Raw genomic sequence first — 19,150 nt, forward strand, 5'->3', positions numbered from 1 at the left:
TCCCGGCGCAGCGACAATATCGAGGCTTGCTACAGAGCGAAAGAGTACTCGGATTTCAGGTAGGCGCGCAAAGATCCAAGGTCCGGCTTCGCCTCCTTGATCTGCACCGACCCGGCAGGCTCCTTGAGTCCAGTGGAAGAACTGACGACCACCACGGGACCTTCGTTCGTGAACTCCTGAATGTCGTTGAGCGCAGCGAAGGCCGCACTCGCAGCGAATTCCTGCCAAAGGCCTTGCCGTGCCAGCGCCGCATGGGCCACGGCTGCCGCCTCGTCCGTCACCAGCATCGGGATGCCATTGCTGTCGCGAATGGCAACCACGGCCCTGAAGCCGTTAACCGTACATCCGGTCCCTGACTGGATGGTGGGAAGCGCTTTGACCGTCGTTGCCTCCTTGCCGGCCTTTAATGCATGGAACAACGGACCCCTAGCGGCAGGTTCGGCCGAGACGAGCTGCGGAACTCTTTTCGTCAGGCCGAGGTGCTTCGCTTCCCAGAACCCCTTGAAGATCCCATACAACATCTCGCCATACCCGGTTGGCACGATTACGGCCGCCGGCGGCTCGCCGTCAAAGGCGGCCAGGATCTCGTAGGCGATCGTCTTGTAGCCTTCCGGTCCCCAAGGATGGCCCGTGTGAAAAGTGGTGAGATTGCTTACGGGATAGGTGCCGGGCACTTCCCGCAGCGCCCGCATTGCGGGCCACCTGGCCTCGACCGGCAAGAAGACCGGATAGGCACCGTAGCCGATGATCATGTCCCGGAAAGCCGGACTGACGTCCGGCATCGTGATGACGATGCAGTTCAGTCCCGCACGAGCTGCCATCGCCGCGGCGGCGACCCCATGGTTGCCGGACGAGGCCACTATGATGGTCGAAGCGCCTTCAAGAAGCGCAGCGCTGGTCGTGTATTTGTTGAGCCTGTCCTTGTGGCTCCACGTCGGATTGCGGCTTTCGTCCTTCACGAAGACGCCGCGATCTCTGAACCGTTCGGGAGCGATTGAGGAGACATCCACCAATGGCGTCGATCCCACGGGCATGGATGCACCGGGATGAAGAGGAGGCAGAAGCCGCTGCCAACTCTGCGAGGCCCCAGCGGTCGTGAAGCTCAAGCCGTTCGCCTTCTCGTAGTCGAAGGTCAGTTCCAGCGGATATTGCATTTCCGCTGTGGAGGTGATGGGGCAGCCCGACAAATGCGCCGGCAGCAGCGGAAAAACAGGATTGCCAGGGCCAAATGACCTCTGCCCTGTCGCCAGGGAGACCGTTTCGTTCGTCACCGACATCTCGTTTCTCCAGTTGCTGCCGTGGATTTCGGCGGAATTCCAATTCTTCGAAGCCGATTGCCCGGGTAGTCCGCCCGGGCGAAATCGTTGGGCAGCTCTGGCCCTGTTATCTTGGCTTTAGCTGGATTGCTCGATCAGGAGAGCACAAACAGCTCACGCGAGATCGTCGTGATCGGCTCGTATCCGTTCGCTGTGACGCGAATTGTGTCCTCGACCATCATCCCGTCGAGATTCAACTCGTAGTAAGGCGTCTCCACGCACAGGCACATGCCTTCGACCAGTTCCGTCGTGTCGATCGAATTGATCAAGGGCGAATCGTATGTGCGCAGGCCGATCCCATGGCCGCAATGCTGGCGTTTGTAGTGCGGAATGCCATTCTCCTTGACGGCCTTCATCGCGATTGCGAAAAGCTCATTTGCCGCGATACCGGCCTTGACTGCCGCCAGCTCCTCTTCAAGGCCTATGGCGAGCGCCTCGTAGGTTTTTCTTTGTCGTGCATCCGGCTCGCCGAATACAAAGGTTCGCGCCATGTCGGACCAGTATCCGTCGACGGTGCAGCCTGCATCGATCCGGATCAGTTCGCCCTTGGCGATTGGCCTGTTCGTCGCATATGCATCGGCCAGCGCCGATCGTGGCCCGGACGTTACGGACACGAAGCGGGGTACGCCTCCGCCAGCCACCATGCGTTCGGCGATAAGGGCTGCGAGATCGATTTCCGTCATCCCGGCATGGGCATTGTCGATGAGCTTGCGAAAACCATCCTCGACCAGCATTGTCGCTCTGCGCAGGCGCTGCACCTCGCCAGAGGTCTTGGTGGCGCGTGATGCTTGAAGGTTGCGCGTAATGTCGACGACCTTCGCCTCTCCCAGCAATTCACGACCGAGGTTCCAGAGGAGGTCCCCATCCGCGCGATCGACTCCGACGAGCCCGCGCGATGGCTGTAGCGTACGAAACACGTCCACGGCAGCATCGTCGAAGGTCGCAGTTGGACGTAGGTTGTACCCCTTCGGTTCTTTGTCGCCGGCCGTCTCGAAATAGAACTCTCCATAGCGATGGATCAGGCTTGGGTCCCCGAGCACTTCGAAAGCAGGCCCCGCGTCGGCAGCGCTGACGAGGAGAGAGGCGCGTTCGCGTGTCGCGAGCACTGCTGAACGGTAGTGCGGCGCCACGTCATGTGCCATGCTGACGTAGCCAGAGAGGTAGGCCTTGTTGGCACTGTCGGACGACACGATGAGCTCGACATCATCCGACACCTCGCGAAAGACCTTGCCTCGGAGCTCGCGCGCCAGTTCCGTCATGGCGGGGAGATCAGTCATGTTTCCTCACTTCGGATTGTCTCTTAATTGGTTGGCTGGCTGAGCGGTTCGGCGCCGAGATAGGCACTTCGAATTCGATCGTCGGCCAGGATCTGGTCAGCCGGTCCTTCGAACGCGATCTCGCCCTGAACCAGGACGGCTGCCCGATTGGACACGGCGAGAGCCACGCGCACGTTCTGCTCGACTGCTATAATCGTCATTCCCGCATCCCTGAGCTCGGCCAGCTTTTCGAACACGGCAGCTTGCATCCTGGGCGACAGGCCGAGTGACGGTTCATCGACAAGGAGACATTTGGGTCGCGTCTGGAGGACCATCGCCATTTCAAGCAGCTGCTGTTCGCCTCCGCTCAGGTTTCCGGCCATGGACGGCATCAGCGGCTTGAGGGTGGGAAAGAGACCGAGCACGTAGTCGAGTGCCTCGGGTCGTCGGGCGACGGGCACCGAGTGTGCCGCCACCGCCAGGTTTTCAGCCACGCTCATTCTGTCGAAATTGCACCGTCCCTGCGGGACCAGGGCAATCCCGGCCGCGTATCGCTCCAGAGGTGTGGTCTTTTCTATGGATTTGCCCGCGAAGACGATGTGGCCGGCGTAAGTCTTGGTCAGACCGTAGCAGGCGCGTAACAATGTTGACTTCCCGGCGCCGTTGGGACCCACGAGCGTCATCATCTCGTTTTGCGGAATATCGAGATAGACCTTACGGACGATCGGCGGCCCGCCATACCCGGCGACAAGCCCCTCGCATCGGAGCAGCGGATCAGTCCCCGACATTGGCAGCACCTCCCAAATAGGCTTCCAGTACTGCGGGATCATTCCGGATCTGCTCCGGTGTCCCCTGGATAAGCCGCTTCCCGCGATCCATCACGACGACGCTGTCGCACAGACGCATTACGAATGGGATGTTGTGTTCGATGATGAGGAACGTGGTGCCGCGCTCGTTGACTGCCTTGATGATGTCGGCGATCTCCATCGCACGCGTGGGGTTCACGCCGGCGACGGGTTCATCGAGTATCACCAAGCGCGGGCTCGACATGAGAATGCCGGCGAGCGAAAGCAACTTCTTCTGTCCGTAGGACAATTCGCCCGCCAGGTCGTGAGACTTCGGCGCCAGTCCAACCAATTCGAGGAGATCATGAGCCTTCGCCTCTGTTGCCTGTTCAGTGCGCCGGAATTGCCGCGTTCGCGCAAGCGCGTGCCAAGCCGTCGTACCATCGAAGCTCTGCATGGAAAGCTTGACGTTTTCGAGCACCGTGAAGGAATCGAAGACCCGGATGGCCTGAAACGTTCGCATGAGACCGCCTCTTGCGATCGTCTCGGGCGCCAGACCGGCGAGCGGCTTTTCGGCCATTCCCACATGACCGGTGAAGCTGCGGTCGAACCCGGTGATGCAGTTGACCGACGTTGTCTTGCCGCATCCATTCGGTCCAATGAGGCCCGTGACGGAGCCTTGGGCGACATCCAGATCCAGCCCGTCGACAGCATGGACGCCTGCAAAACTTCTCCGCAGATCTCTCACCTGGAGCAGACCGGCGGCTGCTAGGGCTGGGGTTGCAGCGCCGTTCATGGCGAGACCTCCACACTGGCAGCGGCTGGTGTGGTTCGACGGGTGCGCGCCTTTCCGGCCAGGCCGGCGATGCCGGTCGGCATCAGCAGCACTGCGGCCATCAGGATTACCCCGTAGCTGATCATCCTCAGCTCGTTCGGCGTTCTCAATATTTCTGGCAAGACGGTGATGAGAAGGCCGCTGAACACCACTGGCCAGAAGCTGCCAAGGCCGCCAATGATCACAATCACGAGGATGACCTGCGTGAAGTAGACATCGAAGATAAGCGGATCGACGATCGTGACGTAGAAGACGTAAAGTGCTCCGGAAAGAGCGGCGAAGACGGATGCCAGCGCGATGGCGACGAGCTTCCATACCGTCACCCGCACTCCCAGCGAGCGCGCGAGCGTCTCGTCATGCTTGATCATGCGAAGCGTCTTGCCGATTCGCGATGTGACCACGATCCAGATCGCGCCTAGCGAAACGGTTGCGAAGGCAAGTGTGAGATAGAAGAAGCGCGTCGGCGTGCCGAAGCTGAAGTCAATTTCGCCAAAGCCTATGCTTGGCGCCGGCAGGCCCGGGATCCCCATTGGTCCGTTCGTGAGATCGATCCACTCCTGGGCGAGCATCTGCATGAGCAGCGTGAAACACAGAGACACGATGACGAATGCGTGGTTGGACAGTCGCAGAGCGGCGGCCCCGATGAGGATTGCGCCCGCAGCCGCGACGAGGGCGGCCGCGATCATTCCCTCCCAGATCGAGCCGCCTAGCCGAGTCACGACGAGGGCCGCCACATAGCTGCCCACCCCCCAGAAGCCGACCTGGGCTAACGACAGCAGTCCCGCATAGCCGTAGACGATGTTGAGGCTCATTGCGAAGACCGTGAAGATCATGGCGGTGATGCCGATCGTCAGAAAGTAGGACGACTGCGTCAGGAACGGCACGATGATGCCGGCGGCCAGAAAGAGCGCGGCCAGCAGTGCGTTCCAGGAAACCGAACTCGTGCTGGTCATCGGCCTAGCCCTTTCTCATGGCGAGGGCAAACAGCCCCTGTGGGCGGATCAGCAGCACGACGATCATGCCCAGGAACGCGATGGCGTTCTGCCAGACGATGTTTGCGAAGCCCCCTACCACGCTCTCCAGAATCCCGAGACCCAGGGCGACAACGGCGGCACCCATCACGTTGCCCATGCCGCCGATGATAACGATGGCGAACACCTTGAGCAGGAGCGCCTGGCCGACGATCGGCTGGAAGACGTAAAGCGGTATGAGGATTGCCCCGCCCATGGCGCACAGAACCACGCTCAGCGTGATTGCCTTGCGTGCCACTTTCTCCGGGTCGAGACCGATCATCAGCGCTGCCTCGCGGTTCTGTGCCACTGCGCGCAAGGCACGACCACTGTTGGACCGCGTCAGGAACAGATAGAGGCCGACAAAGACGACAATGGCTATGGCGCCCGCAATCGCATGTCCGTAACTCAGCCGGACGGAGCCGAGGGTGAGAGCCCCGGTGGGGATATCAGTCGTTACCATCATGGGCGTTGCAGTGAAGATGTACTGCACCCCGTTCAGGAGGATGATGGAGAGGCCGAGTGTCAGAAGAAGGCTTTTTTCGAATATCGCCATCTGGCCGCGCTTCGACGACAAGACCGCCAGCAGGCCTCCGGAGACAAGCCAGCCGACCAACGCTGCTGCGAGCACGATCAGCGCAAAGCTCGCCATGTAGCTCCCACCGAGGAACGGCACTGCGACAGCCATCGCGTACATCGCCAACATGACCATTTCGCCATGCGCGAAGTTCACGATGTGGAGAATGCCGAACAGCAGTGCCAGGCCGGTCGCGATCAGCCCGTATATCAAGCCGACCACGATGCCGTTCACGATGAGCTGCAGAAGGAATTCGTAGCTCATTGCCGCCCTTACTTCGTTGGGAACACGTCTTTGACGCCGAGCACGCGATCCTTGACCGTGATGATGACGGCATTGTTGTGTGCCTGGTTGTGATCGTCGAAATCCACCATCGCGCCGATCATTGACTTGTAGCTGGTCTTCGCGAGGGCCTCGCGAATGGCGGCAGGGTCGGTGCTGCCCGCCTTTTCAATCGCTTTGGCGAGGATATGCAGGGATTCATACCCGGCGAAGGTCTCGTACGTCGCGCTCTCCCCGTATTTCTCCAGAACGCGAGCCGTGAAAGCCTTGTTCTCCGGCGTATCGACCGTTGGAGAGTATGGGAATGCCGTGACGGCGTCGTCGTAGGCACCCTGCTTGATAAGTTCCGCAAAGGTGTCTCCATCGAGGCTGAGCTTGCCTGTCATGATCGCCTTAAGACCCATCGAGTGTGCCTGCCTGGCGAAGTTCGCATTGTCGGCATGCGCCTGGTAGACGGCCACGGCCTGCGCTCCGTTGTTTAGCAGCCTGGCGATGATCGTCGTGAAGTCGGGAGCGCCAAGCGGGTGGAAGTCCGTCGAGACGACCTCGAAACCCTTGCCCTTTGCCGCCTCGGCGAATGCGTCCGCGCCGCCGCGGCCATAGTCCGTGCTTTCGGCCACGACCGCGATCTTCTGGATGTTACCCAAGCTCGCGAGATAATTGACGTTGGCGACGGCCAGTTCTCGATCCGATGGGTTCAAACGAAACACCCAAGGGTTCCCGCCAGCGCCCGAAAGCTCCGAGATCTTGGGATTGGTGGCAATCGATGAGATGAGCGGAACTTCGGCCCGCTGGAACAGCGTCATGGTCGCGAGAACGGCCGAGCTGCACTGCTGGCCGAGCACGGCCGGAACACCGGCCTCAAGCAACTTGTTCGTCACCGTCACGGCAAGCGAAGGGTTGCATTGATTGTCCTCGTACAGGAGCTCCAGAGGCTTGCCCAGCACACCGCCGGTCGCATTGATCTCCTCTAGCGCGAGCTCGAGCCCCCTCTTTTCCTGCAGCGCGCCGTGCGCCACCGGGCCGGTGATCGGCATCGCGGCACCGATCTGGATTTTTTCCTGCGCGTGAGCTGCGAAAGTAGCAGCACATACGACAAGGCCCGCGATTGTAAGGTTTCGTAGCATGTTGGTCCCCATTTCTTGATTGTGGTTGCTTGCCGAACGTCCGGCACCGCGGCTAATCCGCCCGCTCATCTCTCCAGCGGTCGATGAGAGCGGTGGTGCAGCCGAGACTGCGCGAAATCTTGTGCGCAGCCTCAATTGCAAGCTCGACGACGCGATCGTGAGGGATGCTGATAGTGCCCATCGCGTAGGCGAGGCTGAGGCCTGCTACGATCGCTCCTGACTCGTTGGCGATCGGCGCAGCAACCGAAATCACACCGGGAAGATTCTCCTCTCGCACCTGAGAATAACCTGCCCGACGGATACTCGGGAGCTGCGCGAGGACAGTCTCCGGATCAATGATCGTATGCTCTGTCTTCTTGGGCAGCGGGCTGTCGCCGAGGAGTGCGCGGGCCTGCCTCACCGGAAGTGCAGCGAGGAGTATTTTGCCTAAAGCCGTGCAATGCATCGAGAGGGGCTCCCCGGCGTCCACGCGCAAAATGATCCGACGGCTGGGAACCGAAAGAAGATATATGCCTCGGTCTCCCGAGATCGCGCCCAGATAGCCGTTCAGGCTCTCCTCGTCGGCCAGCTTGCGAAGAATGTCGTGGGCGCTGCGCATCAGACCGTCGGCGTTGCGGTTGGACGCGCCAAGGGCCATCGATCGATGACCAATCCGATAACGCCGGGTCGAAGGATCCTGCTCAACGAAGCCGTAAGACGACAGCGTATTCAGCAGTCGCTGCACGATGGCCGAACTGAGCTCCAGATGCCTGCCGATTTCGCGCACGCCCATGGGAACTGGGGAAGCATCGATCACCATCAGGATGTCCAGGCCGCGCGCAAGAGATTGGCTGATCGATTTCATGTGTTCCTATTATCGGAGCATCGTTCCTATTTTTATTGAACATATGAGTCGCCGGTGAGTCAAGGCAGGAGATCCCGACGGAGGCGAAAAATCCGATCTGGAGGGTAGGGCTGTTTCCTATCTCTCATTTGCTTGAGAGGAATTTCCCAGTCTGCGGCGAGCATGCGCGGCGCGTCGATCGCAACGCGCAAGCCGCTCGTCGCGAGGGGAAGCCCCTTGTGAACGCGGCAATGGTACTCCTCCAACGAGCTGGCCCGGGACTTGAGGCACCACCTGCGCAAAGACGAAGGTGCCGGACGCTCGCCTGGATGCTGTCGCAAGCTTGACAAGGCATGGCGTCCACGCCAGCCTTTGGGCAGTGGAGGAACCAGAGACATGACGCCAACCGATGAAAGCCTGAACGAACTCGATCCCAATGCCCATAACGGCATTGCCAAAGTCGCAGAGGCTCTTTCGGCCGTCCTGCTTGTCACGCTCGGCCTGATGCTGCTGGGCTCAACGATGATGCGTCACGTCGGAATGGGCGATCCGCGCCTGTTCGAATTGACCCGTGTCGCGTTCGTCTATCTGGTCGGCTTCTCCGCAATCGCTGCCTATCTGCGGGTGCAGAACATCGTGGTGCCGGGTATCTGGCGGATGAACTCCGCTACACACCAGGCTGCCTGTACATTTATCTGTGGTGTACTGACTTGGCTCACCGGCCAGTACATCTATTCGACAGGGTGGGAGACCGACACCATGTCGCTCCTGCAACTGCCGGAAAACACTCCCTATGTGCCGGTGTTCCTGTTCGCGTTGGCGATCACGCTCCTGAGCGCCGCGCGCATGGTGCGCGCATTTCGGAGCGATGGTCCTTCTAGAGTCTAGATCCGGCTCGGTATAAGCAAGACCCAGCTTTCGGTACGAACACTTCTATAGTTCAGCCGATTTCGATACGTAGCGCGCCGTTGGCCAGTGACCGGCCTCTATCCGCGCGCGAGCGGTGTCGTGCAGGATCTGAACCACGACCTTCATGCCGACGGTCGCGCGATGGTCCGCGCGCCGCGCCATCGCCCAGTGCATGGACAGGCGCGTGAGCGGGGCGGCACTGATTCTCCCTCTCGCTATGTCCTCGGCAAGCGCGGAATAGGGTAGCACGGTGAAGCAGCGGCCGGTTGCGGCGATTGCGATCATCAGGTGCGTACTGCTGGCCTCGATCCTGAGATCAAGCGCGCGCTGGGCCTTTGAGAAATGCCGCGCCAGGATCATGGTCACGCCGTTCTGGGGGCTTGCCTGGACGAGGGGGAGGTCCAGCAGCTTTTCTACGGCGAAGCGTTCGTTGCGATCCAGTTCGAAACGTGGTGCGCCCGCAACGAAGAGCTTTTCCGTGACAAAGGGCAGCCGGGTGAGGCCGGCACCATATTCATCGGCCGAGAGAACGCCCAGGTCGAGCAGCCCCTGATTCAGCTGGTCACGGATCTGGTGTGGCGCGCCTTCGAAGATCCGCAATCGGAGCTTTGGTGCCGTTTCCCACAGTCGGTCCACGAGTGCGGCGGCAAGCATCGCATTGAGCGGAGTGGGAAGACCGACTGCGATCTCGCCTTCCGGCTCGCTCGCGCTCGCGGTTATCTCGTTGCGGATTTCATCGATATCGCGCAGCAGCTTCTCTGCACGTTTCCTCAGCACTCGACCTGCGTCGGTGAGCGCAACGCCGCGACCGTGGCGTTCGAAGAGCCGTGCGCCGACCTCGCCTTCGAGCAGCTGCATCTGCCTGCTCAATGCAGGCTGCGTCAAATGCAGTTGCGCGGACGAGCGGCTCAGGTTTCCCATCTCGGCAAGTTTCAGAAATGACTTCAGTAGCTTAGGTGTCATCGGGAAGCGCCCAAGCGATGAGTTTATTTTATATCTTTTATGCGGATTAAAAATTTGTCGCAATGGAGTCGCGAAGCTAGTCTTTCCCGAAATGCCGACGATGATCGGCAAACGTACCGGCGAATATCCGGACGATAGGGAGGTTTGAGCATGCGACTGCGGCCGGCAGCGCCATTCCCGATCCATTGTACGAGTGGCTGCCCGAAGCGGGTCGAACCGGCAACTCTATCCACATACCCGTCAATTGGCAGGCCGGAATGACGGCGGCGCTTGTCATGTTCGTGGTCATGATAGGCCTGATCGTGCTGGGTTTCGACGTAGCCCTCTCCATGATCGGGGCGTCCGCGATTTACGTGCTGATCACCTATCTCACCGAAGGTCAGAACCTCAGTTCCATCCTGCCGCAGTTGATGGGCGACGGCATAAACGCCGAACTGCTGTTTGCCGTACCGCTCTTTGTGCTGATGGGCAATCTGATGCACACCAGCGGCATAACCGAGACATTGATGCGCGCGCTGCTGAAGGGACTGCACCGGCTTCCTGGCCCGCTGGGATATGTCAATGTGCTGGCCAATATCGTGATGTCGGGCATGTCGGGTTCGGCGATCGCCGATGCTGCCGCAACGAGCACCATTCTTGTGCGGCCCATGGTCAGGACCGGCTATGACCCTGCCGAGGCGGGTGCCTTGACCGCGGCCGCGGCGACGATCGGACCAATAACACCCCCCAGCATCCCTTTCGTTCTGATCGGCGGCCTGGCTGGTGTCTCGATCGGGCAGCTCTTCGTAGCCGGCATCCTTCCGGGTGTGCTGGTCGCCCTCATTCTGATCATGTGGGTCGGCTTCCGCGCCCGCAATCTTCCGAAAGTCAAGGTCGAAGAGATCTTTCCGCGACGTACCGGTCCCGTTCTGTCGGCGATCCAGCTTTCCTTCGCCATCCTGCTGCCGGTCGTCGTCGTCGGCTCGATGGTGACAGGCGCGGCGACAGTGACGGAATCGGCCGCGATCGGCTGCGCACTGGCGGTGATCGGCCTTTTGACCGTGTTCAACGTACGTGACTGGAAAGCCACCTATCGCGCCCTTGTCAGCTCGGCCACGAGCGTCGGCGCGATCCTGATCACGGTCGCGGCCAGCGCGCCCATAGGCTGGATCCTGGCCCGCGAAGGCATTGGCAACTATGTCGGCGATTTTCTGCAGATGATGGCTGCCACCCCTGTGCTGATGTGGTTCGTGACCGTCACGGCCTTGCTCATTCTCGGCCTCGCGCTCGAGCCGATACCGCTCATCCTCATCCTGACGCCGATCATCTATCCGCAACTCGGTGGGATGGGCGTCGACCCCGTGCATTTTTCGGTCGTCATGACGCTGGCCCTGATGATCGGGCTGATATCGCCGCCGGTCGGCATAAGCCTCTTTACCGTGTCGCAGGCCTCCGGCGTGCCGCTCAAGCCTCTGTTGCGGGCATCATGGCCGTTCGTCGGTCTGCTCGGTATCGGCGCCTACATCCTGGCACTCGTGCCCTGGATCTCGCTCTGGCTGCCATCGCTCTTCTTCTAGCTTTAAAGGGAGGAAACAACGTGATCAGGAATATCGTAAGGTCGGCATCGCTGATGGCAATCGCCTTCGCCGGCTTGTCCTATGCTTCCCTGGCTCATGCCATTACGCTGCGGGCGGCGGACGTGCAGGCCAACACCGCCTATGAAACCGGGCTGAAGTCCTTTGCGGCAAAAGTGGAGGAAGCCACACAAGGGCGCGTCACCGTACAGGTGACCATGGGCACCGCGCTCGGCAGCGAGGCCGACATCGTCAAGCAGGTTCGTCAGGGCACGCTCGACATCGCCCAGGTCGGCCTGTCGGGCTACGACAAGTTCCAGCTCTTCTACATCCCGTTCCTGTTCGACAAGGACAAGATGATGGATTTCACCAAAAGTGAAATTGCAGATCAGTGGAAGAAGGACGTGTTGAAGGACTGGAACGTCCATCTACTCGAATACATTTACTTTGGGCCACGCCACATCACGGCAAACAAGCCCATCCTGAAGCCGGAAGATCTTCAGGGAGTGAAGATCCGCGTCCCGCAGTTCCCGACGATGGTGGACGCCTTCCAGAAGTGGGGTGCAAACGTCATCGCCATGCCGGTGGGTGAACTGTATATATCGCTGCAGACCGGCACGATCGACGCGCAGGAAAATCCGCTCAACTTCGTCGTGGGCACCAGCCTGTTCGAAGTCCAGAAGGCACTTTCCCTCACAGCTCACGTCCAGGCGCCGCGTTTCCTGTTCATCAGCGATCAAGCCATGCAGCGCCTGACCCCCGAAGACCAGGCCGCCTTACGCAAGGCGGCGGCCGAGGTTGCTGCCGATACGCAGAAGGAACTTCTTACGTCCGAGGAAAAGTATCGTCAGACGCTCAAGGACAAGGGCATGACCGTGCACGAGGTCGATCCTGCTTCGTTCATCCCGCTCGTCTCCGATGTCGGCAAGGACGCTGCCGAAAAGCTCTGGGGTCCCGGTGTCCTCGACAAGATCCGCCAGGAATACGGACCCAAGAAGTAGGCCATGACCGTGACACGCACCGCTTCGGCCCCGGTCTCGCGGGTAACCGCGCCGCTTTTTGTCCCCGCCCTCGACGAGCGCAAGCTTGCCAAGGCCATGGCCATCGCACAGGCCGTCATCATCGATCTCGAGGATGCGACGGCCGACAGCCGCAAGGCGGAAGCCCAGCAATGGGTTGCGCATCTTGGTCCCGACAGGGGGCAGCAGCGGTGGGTGCGGGTCAACAGCGTCGACACCGGCATGTGCAGGGAGGATATCCTGGCGGTCGCCCCCGTGGCATCGGTGATCGTTTTGCCCAAATGTCAGGGTAAATCAGACATCGATCTGGCGGTCGGTGCCCTCCATGCGGTAGGTGCGGACAGCGTTCTCGTGCCGATCGTGGAGACTGCGATCGGCATCGAGGCAGTGCTGGAGATCGCACGCGCCGCGCCCGGCCGGATCGCACGACTGGCATTGGGGCTTGGCGACTTCTCCAAGGACATGCAGGTTGTCTGGGAACCCGGAAGCCCCTTGAGCGAGCACGCCCGCTGTCGCGTCGCCATTGCGTCGCGAGTGGCGGGGCTCGCCAAGCCGATCGATTCCGTCATTCCACGTCTGGACGACATCGGCATGTTGCGCGACGACATTGCCCGCGGTCGGGCTGCGGGCTTCGGCGGCAAATTCTGCATACATCCCACCCAGCTTGACGAAGTGATTGCCGGCTTTCGCCCTTCGGAAGAGGAACTCGGCCTCGAACGGCGCAAGGTCGAAGCTTTCGTCGAGGCGCTTGCCAGCGGCACGGCGGCGGTCGTGGTAGATGGCCACTTCGTCGACTACCCCGTGGCCGAACTCGCCGAGGCAAGGCTTGCCGCGGAAGGCCGCGCCACCGGCCTGCTCGCGCCTCGCCAGTCATCCTGAATCACAGATAGCGAAAGCTGCAAATGTCTCAATCCAAACCTCGCATTGTCGAATTGCTGACGCGCGATGGTCTTCAGACCATGGTGCATGAGAGCGGCTGGCACGTTCCGACCACGGCCGACAAGGTCGCTTTCATTCGCAAGGCGGCGGAAGCTGGTGTGCCGGAGATTGAGATCACCGGCTTCGTGCATCCCAAGGCTGTGCCGCCGCTGGCCGATGCGATCGATGTCGCACGCCAGGTGTCCGGCATGAAGGGCACGGTCATCCGGGCGCTCGTGCCCAACTACAAGGGCGCGCTGAATGCATTGGAGGCGGGCGTGCCGAAGTTTTCCTGCCTCATCGTGGGCAGCGAGACCTACCAGAAGAAGAACTCCAACATGTCGATCGCAGACAATGTCCGGGAGATAGAACGGATCGCGGAATTGGGACGCCGTGAGGACCGCGTCGTGTCCGTCGGCATGGGTATCTGCTTTGCCTGCCCTTACGAAGGCAAGATCCCCCTCAAGGCGATCATGGACTTGATCGACCAGTTCGTCGCCTTCGGCATCGATGAGGTCTCGATCGCCGACAGCATCGGTCATGCAAGCCCGATCGACATCCGCGAGAGGGTGGACGCGATATTGCAGCGGCACCCGCATCTCACGCTTGGCCTGCATCTTCACGACTCCAGCGGCATGGCGTTGGCCAACATCTATGCGGGATGGCTGGCAGGCGCGAAGATCTTTGAAACCTGCACAGGGGGCTATGGTGGCGGCATCGCCATGCCGATCAGCGTCAACGGAATGGGCAACGTCGCGACCGAGGACGTCGTCAACCTCTTCCATTCGATGGGCGTCGATACCGGCATCGATCTAGAGAAGATCCGCAAGGCCGGCCGCTGGTTTGCCGACCTCGTCGGCGTACCGCCGCGCTCGCGCATCGCCTCCAACGGCACTCTCGCCGATCTCAACAGGATTGGCCGCAAACTACTGGAGCAGCAGTCATGAGTCCAAACACCCGAACGCCTCCGGCCCTAACCTTTGGGGGTCTGCTTCGAGCCAATGCTCGCGACCATGGCGAGCGCCGGGCGATCCTGTTCGAAGGCGAAACCATCACCTGGCGCGACCTGGACGCCACGGCCGACCGCTTTGCCAAGGCTCTGCTCGCTTCGGGCATCGGCCACGGCGACATGGTTTCGATCCATGCCGCAAACCGCCCGGAATGGCTTTACATCGCCATGGGCTGTGCGCGCATCGGTGCGCGCCTTTCGCCGCTCAACACGTTCCACCTGGACGACGAGATCTCACAGCAGCTCGCCCATTCGGAGGCACGCCTGCTCTTCATCGTCGATCGCATTCGCCGCAAGACCTATGGCGAGATGTGGCAGCGGCTGCTGCCCGAGCTGAAGGAATCGTCCCCGAAGCACTTCTCGCGCTTCCCTACGGTGGAGAAGGTGGTGCAGCTACGCGGCGATGGCCACCCGGGCACCATGGACCTCAAAAGCTGGCTTGCCAGCGGAAATGCTGTTTCCGACGCCGCTCTGGCAGAAGCCGAGGCAAAGGTCTCGAAGGATGACGATCTCTACGTTCTCTATACCAGCGGCTCAACGGGTGTGCCGAAAGGTGTTCGGTTGCGCCATGGCGATGCGCTGATGAACGACTTCCTGATCGGCGAGCGCCAGGGACTAACGGAACAGGATTGCACCTGGATCGCGACCCCGATGTTCTATGGTCTGGCGACGATCAATGCCATTCCCGCTATCTGGACGCATGCCGGCGCAATCCTCCTGCAAGAGATATTCGAGCCGGGCGAAGCGCTGGAGGCTATCGAGAAATACCGCCCGACGACCTATGTCAGTCTGGCCAACATGACGCGGGCGCTCTACCAGCATCCCGATCTCCACAAGCGCGACATCTCTTCGTTGAAGAAGGGCATTGCCGGCTTCTCGACCGAGGATCTTCGTATCGCCATAGAAGGGTTAGGCATCACACATTGCTGCGCGATGTATGGACTGACCGAGACCTATGGCAACTGCTTCATCACCCATTGGCAGGACTCGGTCGAGACTCGCACGACCTCTTCCGGCCACCTTCTCGAAGGCTGGGAATACCGTGTGGTGGATGAGGATGGAAATCGCGTCGCCGACGGCCAGATGGGACTTCTCGAGGTCAAGGGTCGCGCCATGCCGGGCTACCTGCGCAATCCCGCCGCAAATGCCGAAGCCTTCTGTGACGACGGCTATTTCCGCACGGGCGACCTTGTGCAGATCGACGCCGACGGCCGCCTGCATTTCCATGGGCGCAAGAAGGAAATCCTCAAAGTCGGTGGTGTGAATATCTCGCCGGCCGAGGTCGAGAAGGTCATCGACACCCATCCGGATATTGCCGAATGCCATGTCATCGGAATCCCCGACGATACCAAGGGTGAGCTTATCGCGGCCTTCGTCGATCCAGGTAAGGCCAAACTTACCGAAGACGAGGTGAAGCTATTCGTCTCCTCGCGCGCGGCGCGCTTCAAGGTGCCGACCTACGTGTTCTTCATGGCGAAGGAGGATATGCCGCGGCTGGCGAGTGGCAAGGTTCCGAAATATCAGTTGCGCGAAGTCGCACAGCGCATGCTGCGCGAAGGAAAGGCAGACAAAGTTGCCTAGGGCCGGTAAGAAGACCACCGCCGAAAGCCTCGATCTTTCAGTCTATGTGAAGCCGGGCGACCGGATTCTCTGGGGGCAGGGGGGTGCTGAGCCGCTTACCCTCATCGAGACGCTTATCGCACAAAGGGCCGGCCTCGGTGGGGTGAAGGCGTTTCTCACCATATCCTTTGCACAATTGCTCCAGCCCGAACACGCCGACCACATCGCCTTCGAGGGCCTGGGCGGCCTCGGCACCAATTCGCGTCTCGCGCGCCACGGTCTTATCGACGTCTATCCGACCCATTTCGGCATGTTCTGCAAGGACATCCGGTCGGGCGCCTTCGAAGTCGACGTTTTCATGGTGCAGCTTTCGCCGCCGGACGAGAATGGCCGCTACAGTTTCGGGACGGACCATGGTTATGCGCTGGATGCCCTGCGCAACGCGCGCGTCGTGATTGCCGAAGTCAATGCGAAGACCCCGTTCATTGCGGGCGAGGCGACCATCGGCGCTGACGAGATCGACGTCATGATCGAGACCGATCGCCCGCTTATGGAAATGCCGCTTGCGGTGCCGGACGATACCGATCGTGCGATCGCGGCCAATGTCGTGCGCTACATCGAGGACGGAGCAACCTTCCAGATTGGCGTCGGTGGTGTGCCCTCCGCCATTCTCGACAGCCTGGGCGGTCACAAGGATCTTGGCGTTCATTCCGGCATGATCTCGGATGCTGTGCTCGACCTCGTCGACGCAGGCGTCGTGACCAATGCACGCAAACCGATCGACACGGGCCTGTCGGTGACCTGCGCGCTTTACGGTACCCAGGACTTCTACCGGCGGGCAGCCTACGCTCCGCTCCGCATCGTTCCCAATCCTTACATCTCGGATATGTCTACCATGGCGAGGCTCGACAAGCTGATCGCCATCAACTCGGCGATCCAGGTCGATCTCACCGGTCAGGGAAATGCAGAATACGTTGCCGGCCGCTATGTCGGCGCGCCGGGCGGCCAGGTGGATTTCGTCCGCGGGGCGCGCCTGTCAAAGGGCGGTCGTTCGATTACCGCTATCCGGTCGCGAGCGGCTGGGGGGCAATCTCGCATCGTGGCCAGTCTGGGCGATGCTCCGGTCACGCTGGCGCGTACCGACGTCGACGTCGTCGCAACCGAGTATGGCGTGGCCGAGTTGGCAGGCAAGACGCTCCGCCAGCGCATCGTCGCCCTGATAAGCGTGGCACATCCTGACGACCGGGAGCCGCTTGAGAAGGCCGCACACGGAATTAATGGACAGGGGCGGACAGCATGAAACTCCTATGGCGCGACGTTGCGACGGGCATGGGCTTCACGGAAGGCCCCATTGCGACGCGGGATGGCATTGTTTTCACGAGTATCAATCGCGGGAAGCTCTTCAGCGCCGACTATGCCGGCGGCATACGCGAGGTGTGTGAGACGGGTGGTGGCCCAAACGGTCTGGCATACAACAGGGATGGCGTAATCTTCGTCGCACAGAATGGTGGTGGCGTTGTGCCGACGAAGTCGACATTGCCATGCTCCCCCTCGATCCAGTCCGTCTCGAAGGTCGGCAAGGTCGCTGTCATTTCGGATGGCTATTTCGCGCCCAATGATACTGCCTTCGGCCCGGATGGGCGTCTCTACTTCAGCGATCCCCGTGGTTCGACCAAGGCTGAGAAGCCCGCTCCGGGTCGCGTCTGGGCTTTCGACACCGCGACTGGCGAGCGCGAGGTCCTCGCCGACGACATGATGCATCCGAACGGTATCGCGTTCACCGAAGACGGCGAGACGCTGCTCGTGACAGAAACGCTGCGTCATCGGATCGTGCGCTTTCGAAAGAATGCAGAAGGCTGGCGCAGGGACGGGGTATTTGCGGAACTCCCGATTGGCGAACCCGACGGACTGGCGTTCGACCGGAAGGGTAGGCTATGGTGCGCGGCTTCAGCAGGTGATGTGATCATCGTTTTCGAGCCTGACGGCAAACCGCTGCACATTCTGGAACTCGGGCCGAGCTTCCCGACAAATCTTTGCTTCGGCGGACCGGAGATGGCCACGCTCTATGTCACGGCGCCGAAAGGCGGCCGGCTGATCGCAGCCGAAGTCGACACACCCGGCATTGCGCTTTTCTGAGCCATGGATCTCGGTCTCAAGGGAAGACTTGCGCTTATCACGGGCGCGTCCTCGGGCATCGGGGAGGGCGTTGCGCGCTGCCTCGCGGCAGAGGGCGCCGATCTCGTCCTAACCGCCCGCGATGGCATCTCCCTTGAGCGGCTGGCAGCCGAATTGCGCGAGCTCGGCAAGGGCTCCGTCAGGAATATCGAGGGCGATGTCACCAATCCTGGCGATATTCGCAGGATTGCCGATGCGACTGGCGAGGCGGGTATCCTCGTCAACTGCGCGGGCGGATCGCGTCCGGCGAAATGGAATGCCGGCGAAGAGGTCTGGGAGGAATCCTTCGCCTTGAACTTTGATGCGGCACGCCGCCTCTCCGAGCTTTTCATTCCGGGAATGCTAAAGGCAGGGTGGGGCCGGATCATCAATATTTCTGGCTCGATGGAGCCGCGTGGCCTCAACGCGGCGGCGGCCGCGAAGGCGGCACTCCACGTCTGGGCGAAGGGCCTTTCCTGTGACCTGGCCGCGCATGGCATCACGGTCAATTCCATTGCGCCGGGCCGCATTAATAGTAGGCAGATACTGACGCAGTTGCATCCTGATGAAGATCGGCGTCAGAAATTCATCGAAGAGAACGTGCCGGCCGGCTATTTCGGCGAGCCATGCGACATCGGACACACGGTGGCGTTTCTTGCCTCGCCACTCGCCCGCTACATCACGGGCGCAGTCATACCGGTTGACGGCGGGATGCGCCGTTCAGCGATGTAGCTCGGTCACCGACGGAAAGCGCCAACACGCTCCAAAAGGGCAGCGTGAACGCATCACCCTATCGGGCGAGACCCACTCCTCCATCAGGACTATTGCGGCAGCAACCCTGAACAGAAAGCGGCGATGCGTGTCTGCGGGGCCGCGTTGTCCGGTGATGTCGACACCGAAACCGCACGAGGTGTTTTTCGCAACCTTCAACCAAAAGGACATTCTCGTGGAGTAGGGCGCCACGGGGCCCCGCCAGCATTTACGACTGACCGAGGCACGTTCGATTGTCGGAAATCGTCGGGGGTAGCGATCGCGCCGCCGCTCCGTTTCCACT

The 19,150-nt window shown here is 60.9% G+C and carries 18 protein-coding genes; 9 read left to right on the forward strand and 9 right to left on the reverse strand.

Going from position 1 to position 19,150, the window contains the following annotated elements:
* Positions 1–29 precede the first annotated feature (29 nt).
* From ACCO56_RS15940 to ACCO56_RS15975, 8 genes are all read right to left on the reverse strand, one after another.
* Positions 30–1,277, reverse strand: coding sequence for a threonine synthase (locus ACCO56_RS15940; RefSeq protein WP_433641763.1), 1,248 nt, complete (start codon positions 1,275–1,277; stop codon positions 30–32).
* Positions 1,278–1,411: 134 nt separating this feature from the next.
* Entirely contained in the window at positions 1,412–2,593 is a 1,182-nt protein-coding gene (locus ACCO56_RS15945) for a M24 family metallopeptidase (RefSeq protein ID WP_433641764.1), read from the reverse strand.
* 23 nt (positions 2,594–2,616) lie between these two features.
* The gene (locus ACCO56_RS15950) at positions 2,617–3,360 is read right to left on the reverse strand and encodes an ABC transporter ATP-binding protein (protein ID WP_433641765.1); all 744 of its coding nucleotides are present in this window, start codon (positions 3,358–3,360) and stop codon (positions 2,617–2,619) included.
* Positions 3,347–4,153 (reverse strand): ABC transporter ATP-binding protein, encoded by an 807-nt coding sequence (locus ACCO56_RS15955; RefSeq protein WP_433641766.1) that lies wholly within the window; start codon positions 4,151–4,153, stop codon positions 3,347–3,349. The genes ACCO56_RS15950 and ACCO56_RS15955 overlap by 14 nt, the downstream gene beginning before the upstream one ends.
* Positions 4,150–5,145, reverse strand: a complete 996-nt coding sequence (locus ACCO56_RS15960; RefSeq protein WP_433641768.1) for a branched-chain amino acid ABC transporter permease — start codon at positions 5,143–5,145, stop codon at positions 4,150–4,152. The genes ACCO56_RS15955 and ACCO56_RS15960 overlap by 4 nt, the downstream gene beginning before the upstream one ends.
* A 4-nt stretch (positions 5,146–5,149) precedes the next feature.
* On the reverse strand, positions 5,150–6,043 hold the full coding sequence (locus ACCO56_RS15965) for a branched-chain amino acid ABC transporter permease (protein ID WP_433641769.1): 894 nt from the start codon (positions 6,041–6,043) through the stop codon (positions 5,150–5,152).
* Between the two features lie 8 nt (positions 6,044–6,051).
* Positions 6,052–7,188, reverse strand: a complete 1,137-nt coding sequence (locus ACCO56_RS15970) for an ABC transporter substrate-binding protein (RefSeq protein ID WP_433641770.1) — start codon at positions 7,186–7,188, stop codon at positions 6,052–6,054.
* A gap of 52 nt (positions 7,189–7,240) precedes the next feature.
* A complete protein-coding gene (locus ACCO56_RS15975; protein ID WP_433641771.1) occupies positions 7,241–8,032 on the reverse strand; it encodes an IclR family transcriptional regulator in 792 nt (263 codons plus the stop codon).
* Positions 8,033–8,407: 375 nt separating this feature from the next.
* Here ACCO56_RS15975 and ACCO56_RS15980 point away from each other — a divergent pair, with 375 nt between their 5' ends.
* A complete protein-coding gene (locus ACCO56_RS15980; RefSeq protein ID WP_433641772.1) occupies positions 8,408–8,899 on the forward strand; it encodes a TRAP transporter small permease subunit in 492 nt (163 codons plus the stop codon).
* 45 nt (positions 8,900–8,944) lie between these two features.
* On the opposite strand, the gene ACCO56_RS15985 is transcribed toward ACCO56_RS15980, so the two are convergent.
* Positions 8,945–9,994 (reverse strand): LysR family transcriptional regulator, encoded by a 1,050-nt coding sequence (locus ACCO56_RS15985; protein WP_433641773.1) that lies wholly within the window; start codon positions 9,992–9,994, stop codon positions 8,945–8,947.
* 146 nt (positions 9,995–10,140) lie between these two features.
* On the opposite strand from ACCO56_RS15985, the gene ACCO56_RS15990 reads away from it, so the two are divergent.
* The 8 genes from ACCO56_RS15990 to ACCO56_RS16025 are packed head-to-tail and all read left to right on the forward strand — an operon-like array spanning position 10,141 to position 18,828.
* Positions 10,141–11,439 (forward strand): TRAP transporter large permease, encoded by a 1,299-nt coding sequence (locus ACCO56_RS15990; protein ID WP_433641774.1) that lies wholly within the window; start codon positions 10,141–10,143, stop codon positions 11,437–11,439.
* 20 nt (positions 11,440–11,459) lie between these two features.
* Positions 11,460–12,437, forward strand: a complete 978-nt coding sequence (locus ACCO56_RS15995) for a TRAP transporter substrate-binding protein (protein ID WP_433641775.1) — start codon at positions 11,460–11,462, stop codon at positions 12,435–12,437.
* A 3-nt stretch (positions 12,438–12,440) separates the two neighbouring features.
* A complete protein-coding gene (locus ACCO56_RS16000) occupies positions 12,441–13,334 on the forward strand; it encodes an HpcH/HpaI aldolase/citrate lyase family protein (protein WP_433641776.1) in 894 nt (297 codons plus the stop codon).
* A 23-nt stretch (positions 13,335–13,357) separates the two neighbouring features.
* A complete protein-coding gene (locus tag ACCO56_RS16005; RefSeq protein WP_433641777.1) occupies positions 13,358–14,320 on the forward strand; it encodes a hydroxymethylglutaryl-CoA lyase in 963 nt (320 codons plus the stop codon).
* On the forward strand, positions 14,317–15,963 hold the full coding sequence (locus tag ACCO56_RS16010) for a class I adenylate-forming enzyme family protein (protein ID WP_433641778.1): 1,647 nt from the start codon (positions 14,317–14,319) through the stop codon (positions 15,961–15,963). Before ACCO56_RS16005 ends, ACCO56_RS16010 begins: the two co-directional genes overlap by 4 nt.
* Positions 15,956–17,242, forward strand: coding sequence for an acetyl-CoA hydrolase/transferase family protein (locus tag ACCO56_RS16015; RefSeq protein ID WP_433641779.1), 1,287 nt, complete (start codon positions 15,956–15,958; stop codon positions 17,240–17,242). Before ACCO56_RS16010 ends, ACCO56_RS16015 begins: the two co-directional genes overlap by 8 nt.
* A complete protein-coding gene (locus tag ACCO56_RS16020) occupies positions 17,239–18,078 on the forward strand; it encodes an SMP-30/gluconolactonase/LRE family protein (protein WP_433641780.1) in 840 nt (279 codons plus the stop codon). Before ACCO56_RS16015 ends, ACCO56_RS16020 begins: the two co-directional genes overlap by 4 nt.
* A 3-nt stretch (positions 18,079–18,081) precedes the next feature.
* Positions 18,082–18,828 (forward strand): SDR family NAD(P)-dependent oxidoreductase, encoded by a 747-nt coding sequence (locus ACCO56_RS16025; protein ID WP_433641781.1) that lies wholly within the window; start codon positions 18,082–18,084, stop codon positions 18,826–18,828.
* Positions 18,829–19,150: the final 322 nt, after the last annotated feature.

This window comes from Mesorhizobium sp. 1B3 (assembly GCF_050958605.1).
GTDB lineage: Bacteria > Pseudomonadota > Alphaproteobacteria > Rhizobiales > Rhizobiaceae.

Coding starts and splice junctions, on each gene's coding strand:
- ACCO56_RS16020 (WP_433641780.1), top strand. CDS start 17,239: ATGAAACTCCTATGGCGCGACGTTGCGACGGGCATGGGCTTCACGGAA.
- ACCO56_RS16005 (WP_433641777.1), top strand. CDS start 13,358: ATGTCTCAATCCAAACCTCGCATTGTCGAATTGCTGACGCGCGATGGT.
- ACCO56_RS16010 (WP_433641778.1), top strand. CDS start 14,317: ATGAGTCCAAACACCCGAACGCCTCCGGCCCTAACCTTTGGGGGTCTG.
- ACCO56_RS15980 (WP_433641772.1), top strand. CDS start 8,408: ATGACGCCAACCGATGAAAGCCTGAACGAACTCGATCCCAATGCCCAT.
- ACCO56_RS15955 (WP_433641766.1), bottom strand. CDS start 4,153: ATGAACGGCGCTGCAACCCCAGCCCTAGCAGCCGCCGGTCTGCTCCAG.
- ACCO56_RS15950 (WP_433641765.1), bottom strand. CDS start 3,360: ATGTCGGGGACTGATCCGCTGCTCCGATGCGAGGGGCTTGTCGCCGGG.
- ACCO56_RS15975 (WP_433641771.1), bottom strand. CDS start 8,032: ATGAAATCGATCAGCCAATCTCTTGCGCGCGGCCTGGACATCCTGATG.
- ACCO56_RS16000 (WP_433641776.1), top strand. CDS start 12,441: ATGACCGTGACACGCACCGCTTCGGCCCCGGTCTCGCGGGTAACCGCG.
- ACCO56_RS15970 (WP_433641770.1), bottom strand. CDS start 7,188: ATGCTACGAAACCTTACAATCGCGGGCCTTGTCGTATGTGCTGCTACT.
- ACCO56_RS15940 (WP_433641763.1), bottom strand. CDS start 1,277: ATGTCGGTGACGAACGAAACGGTCTCCCTGGCGACAGGGCAGAGGTCA.
- ACCO56_RS15945 (WP_433641764.1), bottom strand. CDS start 2,593: ATGACTGATCTCCCCGCCATGACGGAACTGGCGCGCGAGCTCCGAGGC.
- ACCO56_RS16025 (WP_433641781.1), top strand. CDS start 18,082: ATGGATCTCGGTCTCAAGGGAAGACTTGCGCTTATCACGGGCGCGTCC.
- ACCO56_RS15965 (WP_433641769.1), bottom strand. CDS start 6,043: ATGAGCTACGAATTCCTTCTGCAGCTCATCGTGAACGGCATCGTGGTC.
- ACCO56_RS15990 (WP_433641774.1), top strand. CDS start 10,141: ATGACGGCGGCGCTTGTCATGTTCGTGGTCATGATAGGCCTGATCGTG.
- ACCO56_RS15960 (WP_433641768.1), bottom strand. CDS start 5,145: ATGACCAGCACGAGTTCGGTTTCCTGGAACGCACTGCTGGCCGCGCTC.